The 16,452-nt window shown below is 66.0% G+C and carries 22 protein-coding genes and 3 tRNA genes; 10 read left to right on the top strand and 15 right to left on the bottom strand.

Annotation, left to right across the window (positions count from 1 at the left end):
- The first annotated feature begins 30 nt into the window (after positions 1-30).
- The 4 genes from LOC60_RS10815 (at position 31) to LOC60_RS10830 (ending at position 2,810) form a co-directional block, all read left to right on the top strand.
- Positions 31-624: a hypothetical protein gene (locus LOC60_RS10815; RefSeq protein ID WP_230025072.1), complete on the top strand. Its 594-nt coding sequence runs from the start codon at positions 31-33 to the stop codon at positions 622-624.
- Between the two features lie 339 nt (positions 625-963).
- Complete coding sequence (locus LOC60_RS10820) at positions 964-1,434, top strand: excalibur calcium-binding domain-containing protein (RefSeq protein ID WP_230025074.1); 471 nt, start codon at positions 964-966, stop codon at positions 1,432-1,434.
- Positions 1,435-1,737: 303 nt separating this feature from the next.
- Entirely contained in the window at positions 1,738-2,205 is a 468-nt protein-coding gene (locus tag LOC60_RS10825) for a class F sortase (protein ID WP_230025076.1), read from the top strand.
- Between the two features lie 155 nt (positions 2,206-2,360).
- Complete coding sequence (locus tag LOC60_RS10830; RefSeq protein WP_230025078.1) at positions 2,361-2,810, top strand: DUF3592 domain-containing protein; 450 nt, start codon at positions 2,361-2,363, stop codon at positions 2,808-2,810.
- On the opposite strand, the gene LOC60_RS10835 is transcribed toward LOC60_RS10830, so the two are convergent.
- The 4 genes from LOC60_RS10835 to LOC60_RS10850 all read right to left on the bottom strand — a co-directional run bounded on the left by LOC60_RS10835 (position 2,807) and on the right by LOC60_RS10850 (position 5,828).
- Positions 2,807-3,430, bottom strand: a complete 624-nt coding sequence (locus LOC60_RS10835) for a GyrI-like domain-containing protein (RefSeq protein ID WP_230025080.1) — start codon at positions 3,428-3,430, stop codon at positions 2,807-2,809. The two genes, LOC60_RS10830 and LOC60_RS10835, sit on opposite strands and share 4 nt — an antisense overlap.
- A 162-nt stretch (positions 3,431-3,592) precedes the next feature.
- The gene (locus LOC60_RS10840) at positions 3,593-4,015 is read right to left on the bottom strand and encodes a DUF3151 domain-containing protein (RefSeq protein ID WP_230025082.1); all 423 of its coding nucleotides are present in this window, start codon (positions 4,013-4,015) and stop codon (positions 3,593-3,595) included.
- Complete coding sequence (gene fbaA, locus LOC60_RS10845) at positions 4,015-5,034, bottom strand: class II fructose-bisphosphate aldolase (protein ID WP_230025084.1); 1,020 nt, start codon at positions 5,032-5,034, stop codon at positions 4,015-4,017. Before fbaA ends, LOC60_RS10840 begins: the two co-directional genes overlap by 1 nt.
- Before the next feature lie 125 nt (positions 5,035-5,159).
- Positions 5,160-5,828, bottom strand: coding sequence for a TrmH family RNA methyltransferase (locus LOC60_RS10850; RefSeq protein WP_230025570.1), 669 nt, complete (start codon positions 5,826-5,828; stop codon positions 5,160-5,162).
- A 159-nt stretch (positions 5,829-5,987) separates the two neighbouring features.
- On the opposite strand from LOC60_RS10850, the gene LOC60_RS10855 reads away from it, so the two are divergent.
- Positions 5,988-6,740: an HAD-IIA family hydrolase gene (locus tag LOC60_RS10855; RefSeq protein WP_230025572.1), complete on the top strand. Its 753-nt coding sequence runs from the start codon at positions 5,988-5,990 to the stop codon at positions 6,738-6,740.
- 27 nt (positions 6,741-6,767) lie between these two features.
- Here the strand turns inward: LOC60_RS10855 and LOC60_RS10860 are convergent, their stop codons facing one another.
- Both LOC60_RS10860 and pyrE read right to left on the bottom strand, forming a co-directional pair.
- Positions 6,768-7,826 carry an alpha/beta fold hydrolase gene (locus LOC60_RS10860; protein WP_230025086.1) on the bottom strand — a complete coding sequence of 353 codons (1,059 nt, stop codon included), beginning with the start codon at positions 7,824-7,826 and terminating at the stop codon, positions 6,768-6,770.
- A complete protein-coding gene (gene pyrE / locus LOC60_RS10865) occupies positions 7,807-8,376 on the bottom strand; it encodes an orotate phosphoribosyltransferase (RefSeq protein WP_230025088.1) in 570 nt (189 codons plus the stop codon). Before pyrE ends, LOC60_RS10860 begins: the two co-directional genes overlap by 20 nt.
- 151 nt (positions 8,377-8,527) lie before the next feature.
- Between pyrE and nadE the strand changes: the two genes are divergently transcribed.
- The 3 genes from nadE (at position 8,528) to LOC60_RS10880 (ending at position 11,115) form a co-directional block, all read left to right on the top strand.
- Positions 8,528-9,349 (top strand): ammonia-dependent NAD(+) synthetase, encoded by an 822-nt coding sequence (gene nadE, locus LOC60_RS10870; protein WP_230025090.1) that lies wholly within the window; start codon positions 8,528-8,530, stop codon positions 9,347-9,349.
- Positions 9,350-9,454: 105 nt separating this feature from the next.
- Positions 9,455-10,258: an exodeoxyribonuclease III gene (locus tag LOC60_RS10875; protein WP_230025092.1), complete on the top strand. Its 804-nt coding sequence runs from the start codon at positions 9,455-9,457 to the stop codon at positions 10,256-10,258.
- Positions 10,259-10,260: 2 nt separating this feature from the next.
- On the top strand, positions 10,261-11,115 hold the full coding sequence (locus LOC60_RS10880) for a hypothetical protein (RefSeq protein ID WP_230025094.1): 855 nt from the start codon (positions 10,261-10,263) through the stop codon (positions 11,113-11,115).
- A 6-nt stretch (positions 11,116-11,121) separates the two neighbouring features.
- Here LOC60_RS10880 and LOC60_RS10885 read toward each other — a convergent pair whose 3' ends face one another.
- The 8 genes from LOC60_RS10885 to LOC60_RS10920 all read right to left on the bottom strand — a co-directional run bounded on the left by LOC60_RS10885 (position 11,122) and on the right by LOC60_RS10920 (position 13,949).
- Positions 11,122-11,733 carry a hypothetical protein gene (locus tag LOC60_RS10885; RefSeq protein ID WP_230025096.1) on the bottom strand — a complete coding sequence of 204 codons (612 nt, stop codon included), beginning with the start codon at positions 11,731-11,733 and terminating at the stop codon, positions 11,122-11,124.
- Positions 11,730-12,317 (bottom strand): DUF6286 domain-containing protein, encoded by a 588-nt coding sequence (locus LOC60_RS16335; protein ID WP_230025098.1) that lies wholly within the window; start codon positions 12,315-12,317, stop codon positions 11,730-11,732. The genes LOC60_RS10885 and LOC60_RS16335 overlap by 4 nt, the downstream gene beginning before the upstream one ends.
- A complete protein-coding gene (locus tag LOC60_RS10895; RefSeq protein WP_230025574.1) occupies positions 12,314-12,682 on the bottom strand; it encodes a hypothetical protein in 369 nt (122 codons plus the stop codon). The genes LOC60_RS16335 and LOC60_RS10895 overlap by 4 nt, the downstream gene beginning before the upstream one ends.
- A 5-nt stretch (positions 12,683-12,687) precedes the next feature.
- A complete protein-coding gene (locus tag LOC60_RS10900) occupies positions 12,688-12,879 on the bottom strand; it encodes a DUF2273 domain-containing protein (RefSeq protein ID WP_230025100.1) in 192 nt (63 codons plus the stop codon).
- A gap of 72 nt (positions 12,880-12,951) precedes the next feature.
- On the bottom strand, positions 12,952-13,464 hold the full coding sequence (locus LOC60_RS10905; RefSeq protein ID WP_230025102.1) for an Asp23/Gls24 family envelope stress response protein: 513 nt from the start codon (positions 13,462-13,464) through the stop codon (positions 12,952-12,954).
- A 147-nt stretch (positions 13,465-13,611) separates the two neighbouring features.
- Positions 13,612-13,687: transfer RNA gene (locus tag LOC60_RS10910), tRNA-Phe, on the bottom strand.
- A 56-nt stretch (positions 13,688-13,743) separates the two neighbouring features.
- Positions 13,744-13,817 (bottom strand) — tRNA-Asp (locus LOC60_RS10915).
- 59 nt (positions 13,818-13,876) lie between these two features.
- Positions 13,877-13,949: transfer RNA gene (locus tag LOC60_RS10920), tRNA-Glu, on the bottom strand.
- A gap of 145 nt (positions 13,950-14,094) precedes the next feature.
- On the opposite strand from LOC60_RS10920, the gene LOC60_RS10925 reads away from it, so the two are divergent.
- Both LOC60_RS10925 and LOC60_RS10930 read left to right on the top strand, forming a co-directional pair.
- Positions 14,095-14,454 carry a metallopeptidase family protein gene (locus LOC60_RS10925; RefSeq protein ID WP_230025576.1) on the top strand — a complete coding sequence of 120 codons (360 nt, stop codon included), beginning with the start codon at positions 14,095-14,097 and terminating at the stop codon, positions 14,452-14,454.
- Between the two features lie 9 nt (positions 14,455-14,463).
- A complete protein-coding gene (locus LOC60_RS10930) occupies positions 14,464-15,393 on the top strand; it encodes a cation diffusion facilitator family transporter (protein ID WP_230025104.1) in 930 nt (309 codons plus the stop codon).
- Between the two features lie 27 nt (positions 15,394-15,420).
- Here the strand turns inward: LOC60_RS10930 and LOC60_RS10935 are convergent, their stop codons facing one another.
- On the bottom strand, positions 15,421-16,425 hold the full coding sequence (locus LOC60_RS10935) for a universal stress protein (protein WP_230025106.1): 1,005 nt from the start codon (positions 16,423-16,425) through the stop codon (positions 15,421-15,423).
- Between the last annotated feature and the right edge of the window lie 27 nt (positions 16,426-16,452).

Raw genomic sequence — 16,452 nt, forward strand, 5'->3', positions numbered from 1 at the left:
TCTGCGGTGCTTCGCGGGTAGCGTGGGCGCATGGACCGATTACGCGGCTATATTGCCGGGCTTGGTACGGGCTCCGGGACGAGGCTGGTGATTGGGCACTGGCTCGATTCCCCGCTGGGTGCCTTCACCGATGTGATGGCGGAGGACGACGCCGGCGTGCGGACACTGCTGGCCCCGTCCGACGCGGCGGCCCGGTACATCGGGGAAATCTACAGGTTCGACCGGACAGTGGTGTCTCCGGTGGACGCGGTCCTTTCCCGTGAGGCACTCCGGGTGGCCGCAGGGCCGCTGCGCCTGGAGGCCATGCTGGGGCCGGTCACCTTCCTGGGCCGGGTCCTGGAACACGTGCCGGCGCCGCTGGCCGTGGCCCCGTGGTGGCTGCGGCTGATCAATCCCGTGGCCGGGATGCTGGCTCCGGGCGTAGTGACCGCCGGATCGGCGGGCGGCGGGCGGCGGGAGTTCTACGGCGTCCGGTCCATCCGTACGCTGACAAGTGCAACGGCCACATGGGACGGCGCTGACTTGGGACCGCTGACCCCGGTCGAACCGCCCGTGAACTTCGGCTTCAGTTCCGTTCCGGGTGCCCCGCGGATTGTCGCTGTCACCACCACGATCCTGCCCTGAGCGGGCTTGCCTGGTCTCCTCCTGCCCGATCCCTCCCGTTTGTCCGGATCCCTGCGGTTTGTCCGGATCCCTGCGCCGCGCAGCGCAGGGAATGCCACAAACTGCAGGGATTGTGACAAACCGGAGGGTTTTCCCAATCCATCGGCGCCCGCGCGCGGGCCGGTAGGGGCTCTCCTTCCGAAGCTGTTGTATGAGGCAACCTTTGCCCCTGCGAACTATTTCGAGTTCGCCGGACCCAATTTCGGACTCAGGGGAAGCGCGCCGATTACCCGGATCCCTACGCTTTCAGAGTCATCCAACACCTGGATGCCCTTCTTTACTCAGAAAGCAGGGAATCACATGAAAAAGACGGCAGCAGGCCTCGCACTCACGGCCCTCACCGGATTCGGACTCCTTTCGGCAACACCGGCGCTGGCCGCGCAGCCGCCAGTGCCTCCAGGTCCCCCACTTCCCCCCTACGCGAACTGCACCGAGGCAGCCTCGGAAAACGTCTACAACATTCCCTCTACCCATCCCCGCTACGGCGCCCATCTGGACAACGACATGGACGGCATCGGATGTGAGGATTCCTCCCGGCCCATGCCCCAGCCGCAGGGACACCTCGACAGCAACGGCCAATGGACTCCGTCTTACGTCGAGCAGATGCCCGCCCAAGTGGGCAGAGTGCCCGCAGGCGGCGCCAACACAGGCATCACGCAGGAGCCGGAGGAATCCAACGCCGGAGCCCTGGCCCTTGGCGGCGGCCTGGTGCTGGCGATGGCAGCAGGCGGCACCTTCGTGGTCCGGCGGGGCCTCGCCGGCCAGGAATAAGCGGAACCCGGTGAGCGGATAGACATGGGGAACACTCCGGGCAGCCGCCGCAGACGCTTTGGTGCGGCTGTGGCGGCCGCGCTTCTCCTCGCAGGGGTCAGCAGCGCCGGGCCGACAAGCGTTCGCGGCACTCCGGCCGCAACAGCGTTAGTCCCGGCTCCCGCTCCCGCTGCCTCCGCACCAACAATCCCCGTACCAACCAGCACGGCAACAGCCCCGCCGGTACCCGCGCCGCCGCCGTCGTCGCCGTCGCCGTCAGCGCCTGCCCCAGCGCCCCCTGCATCGAACGCCCTGCCCGCGGGAATGCCGGAATCCGCACCGGCAACGTTGCGCATCCCCTCGATCGGGGCGACGTCGAAACTTATCCGCCTGGGCCTGGACGACGACGGCGCGCTGCAGGTCCCCCCGGGCAAACCGGGTGCGCCTGCGGGCTGGTACGAGCACTCCCCCACACCGGGCGAGACGGGTCCGGCCGTGCTGCTGGGGCACGTGAATGCCGAGGGAGGCGGTCCCGGGATTTTCGCCGGCCTCCGCCGGCTCTCCCCCGGTGACCGCATTGAGGTCGTCCGGGAGGACGGCAGCACGGCGGTCTTCACGGTGCGCAGCGGCGAGCAGTATCCCAAGGACGAATTTCCCACGTCCAAGGTGTACGGAAATACCGCCGGTCCGGAACTTCGCATGATTACCTGTGACGGCTATGACCCGAAGACCGGACACTTTGATGACAATTACGTGGTTTATGCGGAGCTGGCTCCGAACGGCGGGCCGTAACCCGACCCGACCTGTGCATTAGGGTTTTCCCGTGGGATCGGCCCGAACCGTGCCGCTGATATGGGGGATGCAGAGTGAAACCGACAAAGGGTTCCGGTGGCGGCAACGGCGCCGGGGAACCAAAAAGGTGGCGGGACAAACCCACTCCCCGGCTTATGTTCACCAAACTGTGTGTGCTTCTCTCCATCATCGGGGGATGCATGATGGTTTTCGAGGTGGAGACGGACCGCCACATCGTTGACCACGGTGTGCGGGTCGAGGGAATCGTCGAAAGTGCGGACTTCCACCATGCCGGCAAGCACAGTTATGAAACGACCGTATGGGTGAGATACGACCATCCGGACGGCACCTCCGCCCGGTTTGAACAGAGCGTACGAGGCTCATACGAAGAGGGTCCGAAGGCCAAGGCAGGGGAAACCGTCACGGTCTCCTACGATCCGTTTACCGACCCGGAGGAAGCAGTAGTGGAAAAACTCCGGGCACGCTACGGACCCACTCCCCTTGGCGTTACTGTTCTGCTCCTCGTTGTGGGGATGTTCGAATCACTCTTCACTGCAGCATCGGTACCGGAGCCGCATCCGCCACGGACAAGGGACCCGGCTTAGCCCGTCACAGGACGCACCGGCTGGCGCAGCACCGTCCGCAGCTTCTCCGGGGCCGCACGACGCGGATCGCTGAGGTACACCTCGTGATGGTCGCCGTTAAACGTCAAGTGGCGCTCGGGCATCCAGGTGGAGTGCAGGTGGTCCAGGACCGGCGCTTCCGCGTCGTAGGGCCCAACGAAGAGGATCTGCGCCGCAAGACCCTCCGTGAGTGTCTGCAGCCGCACCTGTTCCAGGCCGGGAAGCTTCTTTTTCGCCGCCACGGAGGCCACGGCCGCGTCCACCATGTCCGTAGTGATCCACTCCGGCTGGGCAATCAGCATGGTCCAGTCCCAGGCGCCCTTGTCCCGGCGGATAAACGCCTCCGGGTCCTCGGCCCGCCACAAACCTTCCAGCGGGCCGACCGTGAAGTCCGCGTCCAACTCGTCCTTGGAGGCGAACTTCAGCGAATACGCCACCGGATACAGGCACTCAAGGGCCCGGGTATATTCGGCCGAGGTGTTGGGGTCGCCGTGCCCGTCGACGGCGAGGTAGTGCATGATCGGCACGTCCACCAGTGTGAAGTCGCCGCCGCGGGGCGCATACAGTTCCGGATAAGACCGTTTCAGGTCGAACTTTTCCATGCGCTGTCCACCTTTCGAGCGGCTTTCCAGCGTAGGCGCCCGCGCCCGGATACGGGGAGGCCCGGTCCCTGAGTACGGCCCGGCAGGTCAAAAGCACCAGCAGGCACTAGAACGGCGGCCCCCGGAAACCGGGGACCGCCGTCGTCGTAATGGAAGAGGAGCCTACAGGCCTTCGATGGCTGCCTTGGCCTGCGGATCGGAATCGTCGAGGAACTTGCGGATCCGGTCCACTTCCTCGGTCTCGCCGATCGCGGCTGCGGCCCGGCCCAGCGCGTACAGCGAGCGCAGGAAACCGCGGTTAGGCACGTGCGACCACGGGATGGGGCCGATGCCGCGCCAGCCGGCACGTCGCAGGGAATCCAGTCCGCGGTGGTAACCCACCCGGGCGTACGCATAGGACTCGACGTTCTGGCCCTCCTCGAACGCTTCGTCCGCGAGCGCGGCCCACACCTGCGAGGAGGTGGGGAACTGTGCTGCGAGGTCCACCGGCTCGTCGCCTGCTTCCAGGCGGGCGACGACGTCGGTCTCCTCCGGCAGGTAGGTGGCGTCCGGGCCGAGGAGGTTCTTGCGGAATTCGTCTGACATTAGAGTGCCTTACCTGCCGATCCAAGGTTCTGTGCTGCTTCGACCACGCGGGCGGCCATGCCCTTTTCGGCGGAGGCACCCCAGACGCGCGGATCGTACATCTTCTTGTTGCCCACTTCGCCGTCCACCTTCAGCACGCCGTCGTAGTTGCGCAGCATGTGGTCCACCACCGGACGCGTGTAGGCGTACTGGGTGTCGGTATCGATGTTCATCTTGACGACGCCGTAGGAGACGGCGTCGGCGATCTCCTGGGCGGAGGAACCCGAGCCGCCGTGGAAGACCAGGTCGAACGGACGGTCCTTGCCAATGGATTCACCCACGGAGTCCTGGATTTCCTTGAGGATCTCCGGGCGCAGCTTCACGCCGCCGGGCTTGTACACGCCGTGCACGTTACCGAAGGTCAGGGCCGTGATGTAGCGGCCCTTGCTGCCGTCGCCGAGGGCTTCGATGGTGGCCATGCCGTCCTGGACCGTGGTGTAGAGCTTGTCGTTGATGGCGTTTTCCACGCCGTCCTCTTCACCGCCCACGGTGCCGATTTCCACCTCGAGGATGATCTTGGCGGCCGCCGTGCGCGCCAGCAGTTCCTGCGCGATGCGCAGGTTGTCGTCCAGGGTTTCGGCCGAGCCGTCCCACATGTGCGAGTTGAAGATCGGGTCCTCGCCGCGCTTGACGGCGGCTTCGGAGGCGGCCAGCAGCGGCAGGACAAAGTCGTCCAGCTTGTCCTTGGGGCAGTGGTCGGTGTGCAGCGCAATGTTCACGTTGTAGCTCTTGGCTACTTCCTTGGCGTAGGCAGCGAACGCGAGCGAACCAGTGACCATGTTCTTCACCGAGGCGCCGGACCAGTAGGCCGAGCCGCCGGTGGATACCTGCACAATGCCGTCCGAACCTGCTTCGGCGAAACCTGCGAGCGCAGCGTTGAGGGTCTGCGAGGAGGTGACGTTGACCGCCGGATACGCGAAGCCCCCTGCCTTGGCTCGGTCGATCATCTCGGCATAAATCTCCGGGGTTGCAATAGGCATGCTGACTCCAAGGTCGATTGCGGCAGGGCCTTCAGCCCTCATTGGCTCCTTACATCCTAGCCACAAGTGTCCTTGCGGCATCAGGTACCGCGGCCGGATTACGACGGCGGCTTCCGGCCCCGCCCTTAGCCCACCTTCTGGCCGAACACGTGCCGGCGGATCCAGCCGTGCATCGCGATGGCGGCAGCGGAACCGGCGTTGATGGAACGGGTGGAGCCGAACTGGGCAATGGACAGGGTGGCGTCCGCAGCGGCGTGGACTTCCGGGCTGAGGCCCGGCCCTTCCTGACCGAAGACCAGCACGCAGTTTTCCGGCAGCTCGTAGGTCTCCAGCGGCACGGAGTCCGGAAAGTTGTCGATCCCGATGATGCGCAGTCCCTCGCCGCGCGCCCATTCGACGAAGTCCTCCACCGTGGGGTGATGGCGCACGTGCTGGTAGCGGTCGGTGACCATGGCCCCGCGGCGGTTCCACCGGCGCCGTCCGATGATGTGCACTTCCTTCGCCATAAAGGCATTGGCCGTGCGGACCACCGTTCCGATATTGAAATCGTGCTGCCAGTTCTCGATTGCCACGTGGAACGGATGCCGGCGCGTGTCCAGGTCCGCCACAATCGCGTCATGCTTCCAGTACCGGTATTCATCCACCACGTTGCGGGCGTCGCCGTTGGCCAGCAGTTCCGGGTCCCAGTGATCCCCCTCGGGCGCGGGACCCTTCCAGGGACCAACGCCTACCTGGTGGGTCGGGGCTGCGGGTTCATCTGCGGTGTCGTCACTGAGTTCTGAGGGGCTGTCTATCACCCTTCCAGCCTAAGGTGAAAGACTGGCAGCGCCCGCTTCCGGCCCTCCGCCCCTAGATCCCGGCCGCGGCACGGCACGCACGTTTCAGGCAGCGAAGTACGCGAGAAATGAGAGACCGTGGGCGAAAACGAGAACATTGAATGCTGGCTGACGGACATGGACGGGGTGCTGGTCCACGAAAACCACCCCATCCCCGGCGCGGCCGAACTCATCGACCGCTGGGTGTCCACGTCCAAGCGCTTCCTGGTGCTGACCAACAATTCGATCTACACCCCGCGCGATCTCGCTGCACGCCTGCGTGCCTCGGGACTGGAAGTGCCGGAGGAAAACCTCTGGACCTCCGCGCTGGCCACGGCCGAGTTCCTCAAGGACCAGGTAAAGAACTCCGGCACTCCGGGGCGTTGCTTTGTGGTGGGCGAGGCAGGCTTGACGACGGCGCTGCACGAGGCAGGCATGATCCTCACCGACACCACTCCGGACTACGTGGTGCTGGGCGAGACCCGCACGTATTCCTTTGGCACCATCACCAAGGCAATCCGCCTGATCCTGGACGGCGCCCGCTTCATCGCCACCAACCCGGACGTCACGGGCCCCTCGCAGGAGGGCCCGCTCCCGGCCACCGGCGCCATTGCGGCACTGATCACGGCGGCCACCAAGATGGAGCCCTACATTGTGGGCAAGCCGAACCCGATGATGTTCCGGTCCGCCATGCGCAAGATCGATGCCCACTCCGAAACCACGGCCATGATCGGCGACCGGATGGACACCGACATCGTGGCCGGCATCGAGGCGGGACTGCACACCGTGCTTGTGCTCAGCGGCATCACCCAGCGGGAGGACATCAACCGGTATCCGTTCCGGCCCACGCAGATCATGAACTCGGTGGCGGACCTGATCAACACCATCTGATCCCTCCCGGATCCCTGCCCGGTGCCGTTATTCCTCCGGCCGGACTCGCGCTGCGGATTCGGCCGGGTCGAAGAGCCGTAGAACCTCGAACAGCACGTCCTCATAGACTGCAGGGTTCCACTGCGGGCTGGCGTGGGCCGGGAGGGCGCCGAGGGTGACCAGCGAACTGGTCAGCAGGATGTCCCCGAATGCGGCCTCCCAGCCGGCCCGGGCCACGGCATAGTCCACTGTCCTGTCCTCCGGGTTTCCAATAAACGCCATCTTTGTCCGGCCCAGTGCTCCCGAGAAGCGGGGCGCCGTGAAGTGGTAGATATAGGACGCCTGGGCCTGGATGAGCCGGCTGGACGGTGCCAGCGGCGAAAGCTGTTCCAGGGTCTGTTCCGCGACCGTGCGCCAGGACCGTTCGTTCCTGTGGAGCACGCGTTCGCCCAGTTCGTAGCCGCCGCGCAGGCCGGTGGTGATCCGGTAGCCGTTGTCATAGAGGAACACCGCACCCTTGAACATGGCCTGGTCGCGGACCGCATTCCGTCCGGACGGGCTGGAGTCCAGGACAATCAGGTCGACGACGACGCCCCGGTCGGCCAGCCCGGCGGCCACCTGTACCGCCAGCATTCCGCCGAAGCTGTGCCCGTAAAAGTAGACGCGCTTCAGCGAGTGTTCCCGGATGGCTGCGTGCACCGCTTCCAGTATTTCCGGAACGTTCAGGCCAAGGTTCGAATAGCCGATTCCGGCCAACCGCCCCCGTGTGGCCATTGCCGGGCACAGGGAGCCCAGCAGCCAGCGGGTTTCCTCCCAGCTCGTTTTGTAACCGGGGAACAGGAACCACATGGCATGCGGAAACCGGCGGTCGGCGTCGTCGTCGGGCACCTGCAGGATCTCCAGCTCTTCCCGGTACTGCTGGATGCGGTCGGTGGCCACCAGATCGGTGCTCAGCAGGATTCCCGCGAGCGAACCCGCAAGGAAGCGGCGCCGGGATACCCGGCGCAGGTCTGATGTGGTCCGCAGGAGGTCCAACGGATCAGGAGGTTCCAGCCCCGACGAACCTGTGCCGCGCGGGTTGCTGCGGCTATCCGAGCCCGAGTTCATCCTTGCCAAACGCGAACAGGTAGGGGACTCCGGCCTCGGCCTCAATGCGTTCCTTGGCCCCGGTGTCCCGGTCCACAATCACCGCCACGGCCACCACGTTGCCTCCGGCGCTGCGTACGCCCTCGACGGCGGTCAGCGCCGATCCGCCGGTGGTGGACGTGTCTTCCAGAACCACCACATTGCGGCCGGCGACGTCGGGGCCTTCCACCTGGCGGCCCATGCCGTAGGACTTCTGCGCCTTGCGCACTACAAAGGCGTCCACGGCGCGGCCGGCCCGGGTGGCCGCATGCATCACGGCAGTGCCCACCGGGTCCGCGCCCATGGTCAGTCCGCCTGCGTTGGTGAACTCAATGCCCGCACTGTCGAGCAGTTCCAGCATCACCTCGCCGACCAGCACCGACGCTTCGTGCTGCAGCGTGACGCGGCGCAGGTCAATGTAGTAGTCCGCCTCGGCACCGGAGGAAAGCACCACTTTGCCGCGCACCACCGCCAGCTCCGTGATCAGTTCGAGCAGCCGGGCGCGTGACGGGGCAATCGCGGGCGAAGTCATGGCTCAATCCTAGCCACGGGCAACGGGAGGACACGGCTTTGCTCCCTTATGCGTTGGCGGCGCCGGTCGATTCGGTCCCTGACCCTGCCCGGCCCTGACTCACGCGGCTTTCCCCGGGCACGGCGCGGCAGTCGGATATAGGCTGTGATCCATGCGGAAACTACAAGCGGAAATCATTGCCGAACTGGGAGTTCAGCCCACTATTGATGCGGCCGCGGAAATCCGCCGCCGGGTGGACTTCCTCAAGGACTATCTGCACGCCTCGCACTCCAAGGGGTACGTTCTGGGCATCAGCGGCGGCGTGGATTCCACGCTCGCGGGCAAGCTTGCGCAGCTGGCTGTGGACGAGCTGAACGCCGAAGGCACCCAGGCACGGTTCATCGCCGTGCGGCTGCCCTACAAGGTCCAGCATGACGAAGCGGACGCCCAGGCCGCCCTCGAGTTCATCGCCCCGTCCGAGTCCCTGGTCTACAACGTTGGACCGGCCGTGGACGGTTTCGAGGCCGAGTACGTGAAAATGACCGGTGAGAAGATCACCGATTTCAACAAGGGCAACATCAAGGCCCGGGTGCGGATGACGGCACAGTACGCGGTGGCCGGCCAGCACAACCTGCTGGTGATCGGTACCGACCACGCCGCCGAATCCGTCACGGGATTCTTCACGAAGTTCGGCGACGGCGGCGCGGACCTGCTGCCCCTCTCCGGCCTGGACAAGCGCCAGAACCGGGCACTGCTGGCCGAACTGGGTGCTCCCGGGAAGCTCATCGGCAAGGCGCCCACCGCTGATCTGCTGGATGACAGGCCCGGCCAGACCGACGAAACCGAGCTGGGCCTGAGTTACGACACCATCGACGGGTATCTGGAAGGCGAGGACACCCCCGCCGAAGCTGCCGAAAAGATCGAGGCGCGCTTTGTGATGACCCGGCACAAGCGCACCGTACCGGTCACCGTTTCCGACACCTGGTGGAAATAGCCCCGCTGCAGAAACGGCCATCCCCGCTGCGGGCGGTGTGTTCCGCCCGCAGCGGGGATGGCGGTGCGCAGTGTGGAGGCCGACGGGATTCGGTAACGTAGCAGTGTGAAGATAGCTACCTGGAACGTGAACTCCATCCGCGCCCGAGCCGACCGCATTGAGGCCTGGCTGCAGCGCTCCGACGTCGATGTCCTGGCCATTCAGGAAACCAAGGCGAAGGACGACAATTTCCCCTGGGAGCTGTTCGAAAAGAACGGTTACGAGGTGGCGCACTTCGGGCTGAGCCAGTGGAACGGCGTGGCAATTGCCTCCCGCGTGGGGCTCGACGACGTCGAACGCACCTTCCCGGACCAGCCGAAGTTCGGCAAGACGGAAGAAACCACGGTGGCCGAGGCCCGTGCCATCGGTGCCACCTGCGGCGGCGTGCGGGTGTGGAGCCTGTACGTACCCAACGGCCGGGCCGTTGAAGATCCGCATATGCCGTACAAGCTGCAGTGGCTCAAGACCCTCAAGGACCACGCCGCCGAGTGGATCACGGAGAACCCGTCCCTGGAACTGGCCCTGATGGGTGACTGGAATATTGCCCCCCAGGATGACGATGTGTGGGACATCGACTGGTTCCGGGCGCAGAACGCCACGCACATCACCGATCCCGAGCGCCAGGCCTTCAACGAGTTCCTCGATGCCGGATTCGCCGACGTCGTCCGTCCCTTCCACCCCGGCCCCGGCGTCTACACCTACTGGGACTACACCCAGCTGCGGTTCCCCAAGCGCCAGGGCATGCGCATCGACTTTGTCCTGGGCTCCCCGGCCCTGGCGAAGCGGGTCACCGGCGCGGTGATCGACCGGGAAGAACGCAAGGGCAAGGGCGCCTCGGACCACGCACCCGTGATTGTGGAACTGGATTAGCCGTGGCGCGGCATCCGCAGCAGTCGCTGTACCGCACCTTCCCGTTTGTCTCCTACCTCCGCGTCTACGAGCCGCTGGACGCCTTTGATGACAGCCAGCAGCTGGCCATCATGGAACAGCGCTCCCGCGGACGTCACGAAACCGAAGTCCTGGAACGCACCGACGCCGTCCGCCGGCTGGTGCGGGTGGTGTCGGACCCGTTCCCGCACAATGCCACGGACCTGGTCCGGGTGCTGCATTACCCGGCGCAGGAAGGGGTCACCAACCGGTTGTACTGCCCGAACCAGCTGGCCGTGCGCACCTCCCTGGCAGCGGAATCCCTGGGCGAGTCCATCCGCGGCCCCCTGGTGGACGTGCTGGTCCCCGAAGTAGCCCGGGAAGCGCACGCCGCCCGGCTGGATCCGGATTCCTTTGCCGACTCCCTGGCTAAGCTGCATACCCGCTCCGCCACCTGGGGCGTGCCCTTCGGCTGGTTTGTCCTGCTGCACGAAGAGGACCACACCGAGGTGGTGGAGGATGAGGGCCACGTCCAGACCGTCCGCCTCTCCGCCCCGGTGCTGCAATGCATCGACCGGGCACGCGCGGCCTCGGCTGCCCTGGCCATGGCCGCTCCGGAGCTGGACCTGCTGGACGAATTGGCCGAGCTGACCGCCTGGCTGGAAGTCTTTGATCCTGATGCCGTGCTGGAACTGGACTACGGCCCGGTGGCGGACCTGGTTTTCCCGGACGACTCCCCTTCCGACGTTCGGCTCGGCATCGAGTCCCTGGCCGACGGCGATATGACCGGCGCTGCCGCCGCGTACCGGCGGCTGGCCTCGCGCTGGATTCCCATCCGGCAGCTGGCCCGGGCCTCCTAGGAAGTCCTAGCGGACCCGGTCCTCCCGACTGAAGCGCAGCCGGCGTCCCGCCTCCAGGCTCAGCAGCACCGGTGTCTGGTGTCCGAGGACAGTGTCCAGGGTTTCCAACAGGGCGGTGGTGTCGGCGGCGATCAGGTGCGGCGCGGCTCCTTGGCGCGGTGTGATCCGCACCCGCAGGGCGCTGCGGCCCTTTACTGAGTACGTGCTCACGGCGGAGGCGGTGACGTCCGGGTTCTCCTGCAGCGCGCTGCGCAGGGCCTGCTCGGCAACTGTGCCGCTGATGGCCACCCGGCCGGGAGCGCCGTCGTCGTCGTATTCGGAGACAAGCGTTCCCGTCCGGCCGCCGCCCTGGACGGCCATCCACACAGCCATCAGCACGATGCCCAGGAAACTGAGCAGGGCAAGTCCCACCCAGATCCAACTGCCGCCGCTCCCGGGCAGCGCCGACGCCGAGAGGGCGGACGAAATGCCGGTCCCGGCGTCGGCGGCGTACGCGTTCCAGGCCCGTGCGGCCGCCGGCCAGGCGGAGATGAGCGTCAGTCCGGCGCCGATGCACATCAGCACCAGCCCGAGCAGGCCGAGCAGGAATCGGTTCAGTGCCCGCGGTGTGGCATTCACTGTCCGATCACCCCGGCTTCGGCGACGCGTACGCGGACCGCCGGCTGCGGATCCAGCTTGGTCAGCAGCAACTCGTCCTCCACTGCGCCGCGCACCGCGTCGGCATCCACGGGAGTGCCCGACGTCGGGCGGATCTGCACCTCCACCAGAGTCCTTCCCACCGTGACGAGTACCTGCTGCGGCGTGACATCAGCGCGCATACGCGCGCACCGGGCCAACGATGCGGCCAGGACTTCACCGTCCACGACGACGGCGGCACGCGGGTTGGGCAGCGCATAACGGGCGCGCCGGCCGGGAAGCACTGCCGGCAGGAAGAACAGCAGCCCGGCAAGGAAGACCAATGCCCCGGACAGCCCCAGAATCAACGGGTCCGAGTCCGCCGGCAGGTCAGCCAGCCACCGGCCGAAGGTAGGCGGATCGATCAGCCATGCGTCCTGGCCCAGTGCCTGGAGCACGGATTCCAGCAGGACGTAGGCAAAAAAGAGGATGCCCAGGACAGCCGCGAGGGCCGCCGCGGCGGTGCGGCCCGAATGGATTTCGCGCCGGACTATTCTGTTGGTTGCTTCCTTATCAGCCTGCTTCACTGCACACGCCTGCCTTCAGCCGGCAATGCGCCGGTGATACGGATGTCCACCCGGGACAGCCGTGACCCGGTGAGTTCGGCCACCCGCTGGAGCAGGACCGGCTTGGCGGCGTGTGCCCGCTCCCAGACGGTTCCCCCGGCGCGCTGCAGCATGGCCGGGGTGAGTGCCTGCAGCGGCGGCAGGGCAATGGGCAGGGATACCGAGAGCGCAAGCAGCCCCCGGTCATCGGTCCACTGGACACGCACCTGCTGGGCGGGCACGCCGAAGTATTCAGCTGCGGCGGCCTTGGCAGTGCCGGTCAGCGCCTGGGTACTGATCCGGTTGTGTCCGGCCAGCCCCGCACCTGCCTCCACCGGCGCGGTCATGGCGCTCACGAAGAGGAGCGGCGGCCGGTCAGCGCATCTGAAACGCTGCGGAAGTCGATCTTGCCTTCCGCAGCGCGGCCCAGCAACGCCCCAACCGCAATGAACAGGGCGGTCAGCAGAAAGCCCCAAAAGTCGAATATCAGTGCGGCGAAAGCCAGTACGGCCCCGATTGCCATTCCCACCACTGTCGGTTTCATTTCCCCTGCCTTCTTCCTGCCCGCTTACCTGCCACGACACCTGTGCATCCTGCGGAGAACGTGACTTGAAGCCTATACCGCTTTGGCGCCGCCAACCGGTGCGGGTCCGGCCGGATCGGTGGGAAGGTGTACGTCGGAAATTTCCACGTTGACCTCGACAACGCGCAGGCCCACGAGTTTCTCCACTGCCCCGTAGACGGCGGCACGGACATTGTTCGCTACGACGGTCAGGGCATTGCCGTAGACGGCTACCAGGCTGATGTCGACGGCAACCTCACGTTCCCCGACCTCAACGTGCACACCTGAGGTGGCGCTGGTGCCGCCGACGGCGTCGCGCACCGCGCCGAGCGCCCGCCCCGAAGTATTGCCAAGGTTGAAGACGCCGGGAACGGCCCGCGCTGCGATTGCGGCGACCTTCGCCACGGCCTGCTCACTGATGGATGTGCGGCCGCCAACGGCAGCCGGGACGCCGGCACCGGCAGCTGGATGCACCGATGCAGCAGGTACGGGGGTAACCGGTACGGCAGTGACGGGAGCGTTCGCCGCTGTGGCCTGGGGTGCTGATGTGTTCCGGGGCTCATCCATGGGTTCAGCGTATCCCGGGGGCGGGACGTTTTGCAGGGCGGCTGCCCAGCACGGCGGTGCACCGATTTCCTACCAGGCATTGCCGGCCGCCGGGGCAAAAAGAAAAACCCCGTCCTGTCTCCTGCGAGACAGCTACGGGGTTTTAGCTGGTGGCTCCGACCGGCGTCGATCCGGTGACCTTTCGATTTTCAGTCGAACGCTCTACCAACTGAGCTACAGAGCCTGGCATCATCAACCGATGATCACCGAGATCTTCCAAATCGCTTCAGAAAATCTGAGCGACCCTGACGGGACTTGAACCCGCGACCTCCGCCGTGACAGGGCGGCGCGCTAACCAGCTGCGCTACAGGGCCTTGCATTTCACGAGTGTAAACTCTACCAGATTCTCACCGGCTCATTTACCACTCCTGAGTACCCCCAACGGGATTCGAACCCGTGCCGCCGCCGTGAAAGGGCGGTGTCCTAGGCCGCTAGACGATGGGGGCCAACAGAACACACATGGATTGAAGCGGCTGGAGAACCAGTCGTTTCGCTCCGTTGTGGACTCTAAAACTATAGGGCTTATTTCCGGAATATCCAAAACGCTTCCGGTGAGGCCTGCGCCACTACAGTGGAGGGGTGCCAATCGAGATGAACCCGGACGAGTTCGACGCCTGTGTGGAAGCAGCCCTCGACTCCATTCCCGCGGACCTGTCCCGCGCCATGAACAACGTGGCGGTCTTCATCGAGGACGAGTATGTACCGGGCCCGCATGAAGATCCCGGCACCGAACTGCTGGGCGTCTATGAAGGGACCCCGCTGACCGAGCGGGATTCCTGGTGGGATGCCGGTTCGCTGCCGGACCGGATTGTGGTGTTCCGCGGACCGCTGCTGCGGATGTGCGACAGCCGGGAGGAAGTAGTGGACGAGGTCCGCATCACCGTCATCCACGAGGTGGCCCATCACTTCGGCATTGACGACGAGCGGCTGCACGAACTGGGCTGGGGCTAGCCTTTAAACATGGGTGAACATCACGGGCACAGCCACGGACTGGGCACAGTCACCGCCACCGGCAAGCACCGGCGGCGCCTCCTGATCGTTTTCTTTATCACCATCTCCGTGGTCCTGATCCAGGTTGCCGGCGCCCTGCTCTCGGGATCGCTGGCCCTGCTGGCCGACGCCGGCCACATGCTTTCGGACGCCGCCGGCGTCTCCATTGCCCTGTTCGCGGCGTGGATCGCCGCCCGCCCGGCCACCTCCCGGCGGACGTACGGCTATCAGCGGGCCGAAGTGCTGGCTGCCCTGGCCAATGCGGTGCTGCTGATTGTGATTGCCGTGGTCATCTTCGTCGAGGCGGTCCGCAGGCTGGGCAGCGAGCCCGACGTCGACACGGGGCTGATGCTGCCGTTCGCCGTCGCGGGCGGGCTGGCGAACCTCATTTCCCTGCTGGTGCTGCATGCCGGACGCAAGGAATCCCTGAATGTGCGCGGGGCCTACCTGGAGGTGCTGGGCGATTTACTGGGCTCGGCCGCGGTGGTGGTTTCCGCCGTCGTCATCATGACCACCGGCTACCAGCAGGCGGACACCTGGGCTTCATTCCTGATTGCCCTGATGATCGCCCCGCGGGCCTGGTCGCTGCTGCGGGAAGTGATCGACGTGCTGCTTGAAGCCACTCCGCAGGGTGTGGATGTGGGCATGATCCGCGATCACATTGTCTCCGTGGACGGTGTGTCCGACGCCCATGACATCCACATCTGGACCATCACCTCGGGGGTGCCGGTGTTCTCCGCGCATGTGGTGGTGGAGGAGGAGCACCTCACTCCGGACGGCCTGGACACGGTGCTGGACCGGCTCACCCGCTGCCTGAGCAGCCACTTCGACACCGAGCACTGCACCTTCCAGCTGGAACCGGCCAGCCACGCCGTGCACGAAGGCCAGCAGCACGCCTAAGTACTCCTAAAAATGCCCGGTGGGCCGTTACTCGGCAACCATGGGGCCGAAGTTCGGGCGGTCCAGCAGCCGGGGATCATCGCGGTCCGGTACCACCATTAGCGGACCCTTGGCATGGTGCATCACGCTCTGGCTGGTGGACCCGAGCAGCATCCCCGCGAAGCCGCCGCGGCCGCGGGTACCCATCACCAGCAGTTCCACTTTGGCGGTGCGTTCGATCAGGATCTCACCCGGGGCGCCGTCCACCAGTTCCACGGTCATTTCCAGTCCCGGGAAGTGGCTCTGCAGCCAGTCCCGGCCGGCGTCGAGCTGTTCATGCAGTTCCGCGTGCAGCGCCTCGATGTCCAATGGAGCAGGCACCCAGGCCAGCGAGCCCGTGAACGGCGGCAGTGCGCACAGGATACGCAGCGGCAGACCCATGCTCTGCGCCTGTTCGGCGGCAACCAGCGATGCGGCACGCCCCTGCTCCGAACCGTCCACACCAACGACGACGGCGCGGTGCACCGCGTCCGGATCCGGAGAGTTCGCCGGCGGCCGCACGCCTGAGTCGGGAAGCCTTCCGGCGGTCCGCAGCGGCACCACGACCGTAGGGCACTTCGCGTGCGCCGGCAGGGCACTGGAGACGGAACCCAACAGGCGCCCGACAAAACCGCCGCGGCCGCGCGATCCCACCACCATGAGGTCGGCATCTTCAGAGAGCTCCAGCAGGACAGCGGCCGCATCTCCGGTCTCCACGCGGGGGATGACTTCAATTCCGTAGTGGCCGATCCGCTCCACGGCTTCATCCAGCACCTGCCGGGCGCCGTCCCGGATTATCGCGTCGTCCACCGTGGTGTACCCGGCGTCCATGGAGGATGCGGCGAAGATGGGGACCGTGTACGCCGTCACCACGTGCAGCGGGCACTGCCGCCGCCGTGCCTCCCGGGCGGCCCAGAACAGGGCGCAGATACTCTGGTCGGAACCGTCCACGCCCACAACGATGCCCGCCGGTCCGTCCGCGCCGGCTCCTGTACCCCAGGTTGAATCAGTCATATGCCGCTCCTTCCGGTCCCGACCGGA

Source organism: Arthrobacter sp. zg-Y769 (assembly GCF_020907405.1).
Taxonomy (GTDB): domain Bacteria; phylum Actinomycetota; class Actinomycetes; order Actinomycetales; family Micrococcaceae; genus Arthrobacter_B.

Bases quoted from the DNA above. Each gene is read 5' to 3' on its own strand.
- LOC60_RS10815 (WP_230025072.1), top strand. From the start codon at position 31: ATGGACCGATTACGCGGCTATATTGCCGGGCTTGGTACGGGCTCCGGG.
- LOC60_RS10820 (WP_230025074.1), top strand. From the start codon at position 964: ATGAAAAAGACGGCAGCAGGCCTCGCACTCACGGCCCTCACCGGATTC.
- LOC60_RS10825 (WP_230025076.1), top strand. From the start codon at position 1,738: ATGCCGGAATCCGCACCGGCAACGTTGCGCATCCCCTCGATCGGGGCG.
- LOC60_RS10830 (WP_230025078.1), top strand. From the start codon at position 2,361: ATGTTCACCAAACTGTGTGTGCTTCTCTCCATCATCGGGGGATGCATG.
- LOC60_RS10835 (WP_230025080.1), bottom strand. From the start codon at position 3,430: ATGGAAAAGTTCGACCTGAAACGGTCTTATCCGGAACTGTATGCGCCC.
- LOC60_RS10840 (WP_230025082.1), bottom strand. From the start codon at position 4,015: ATGTCAGACGAATTCCGCAAGAACCTCCTCGGCCCGGACGCCACCTAC.
- fbaA (WP_230025084.1), bottom strand. From the start codon at position 5,034: ATGCCTATTGCAACCCCGGAGATTTATGCCGAGATGATCGACCGAGCC.
- LOC60_RS10855 (WP_230025572.1), top strand. From the start codon at position 5,988: ATGGACGGGGTGCTGGTCCACGAAAACCACCCCATCCCCGGCGCGGCC.
- LOC60_RS10860 (WP_230025086.1), bottom strand. From the start codon at position 7,826: ATGAACTCGGGCTCGGATAGCCGCAGCAACCCGCGCGGCACAGGTTCG.
- pyrE (WP_230025088.1), bottom strand. From the start codon at position 8,376: ATGACTTCGCCCGCGATTGCCCCGTCACGCGCCCGGCTGCTCGAACTG.
- nadE (WP_230025090.1), top strand. From the start codon at position 8,528: ATGCGGAAACTACAAGCGGAAATCATTGCCGAACTGGGAGTTCAGCCC.
- LOC60_RS10895 (WP_230025574.1), bottom strand. From the start codon at position 12,682: ATGACCGCGCCGGTGGAGGCAGGTGCGGGGCTGGCCGGACACAACCGG.
- LOC60_RS10900 (WP_230025100.1), bottom strand. From the start codon at position 12,879: ATGAAACCGACAGTGGTGGGAATGGCAATCGGGGCCGTACTGGCTTTC.
- LOC60_RS10905 (WP_230025102.1), bottom strand. From the start codon at position 13,464: ATGGATGAGCCCCGGAACACATCAGCACCCCAGGCCACAGCGGCGAAC.
- LOC60_RS10925 (WP_230025576.1), top strand. From the start codon at position 14,095: ATGAACCCGGACGAGTTCGACGCCTGTGTGGAAGCAGCCCTCGACTCC.
- LOC60_RS10930 (WP_230025104.1), top strand. From the start codon at position 14,464: ATGGGTGAACATCACGGGCACAGCCACGGACTGGGCACAGTCACCGCC.
- LOC60_RS10935 (WP_230025106.1), bottom strand. From the start codon at position 16,425: ATGACTGATTCAACCTGGGGTACAGGAGCCGGCGCGGACGGACCGGCG.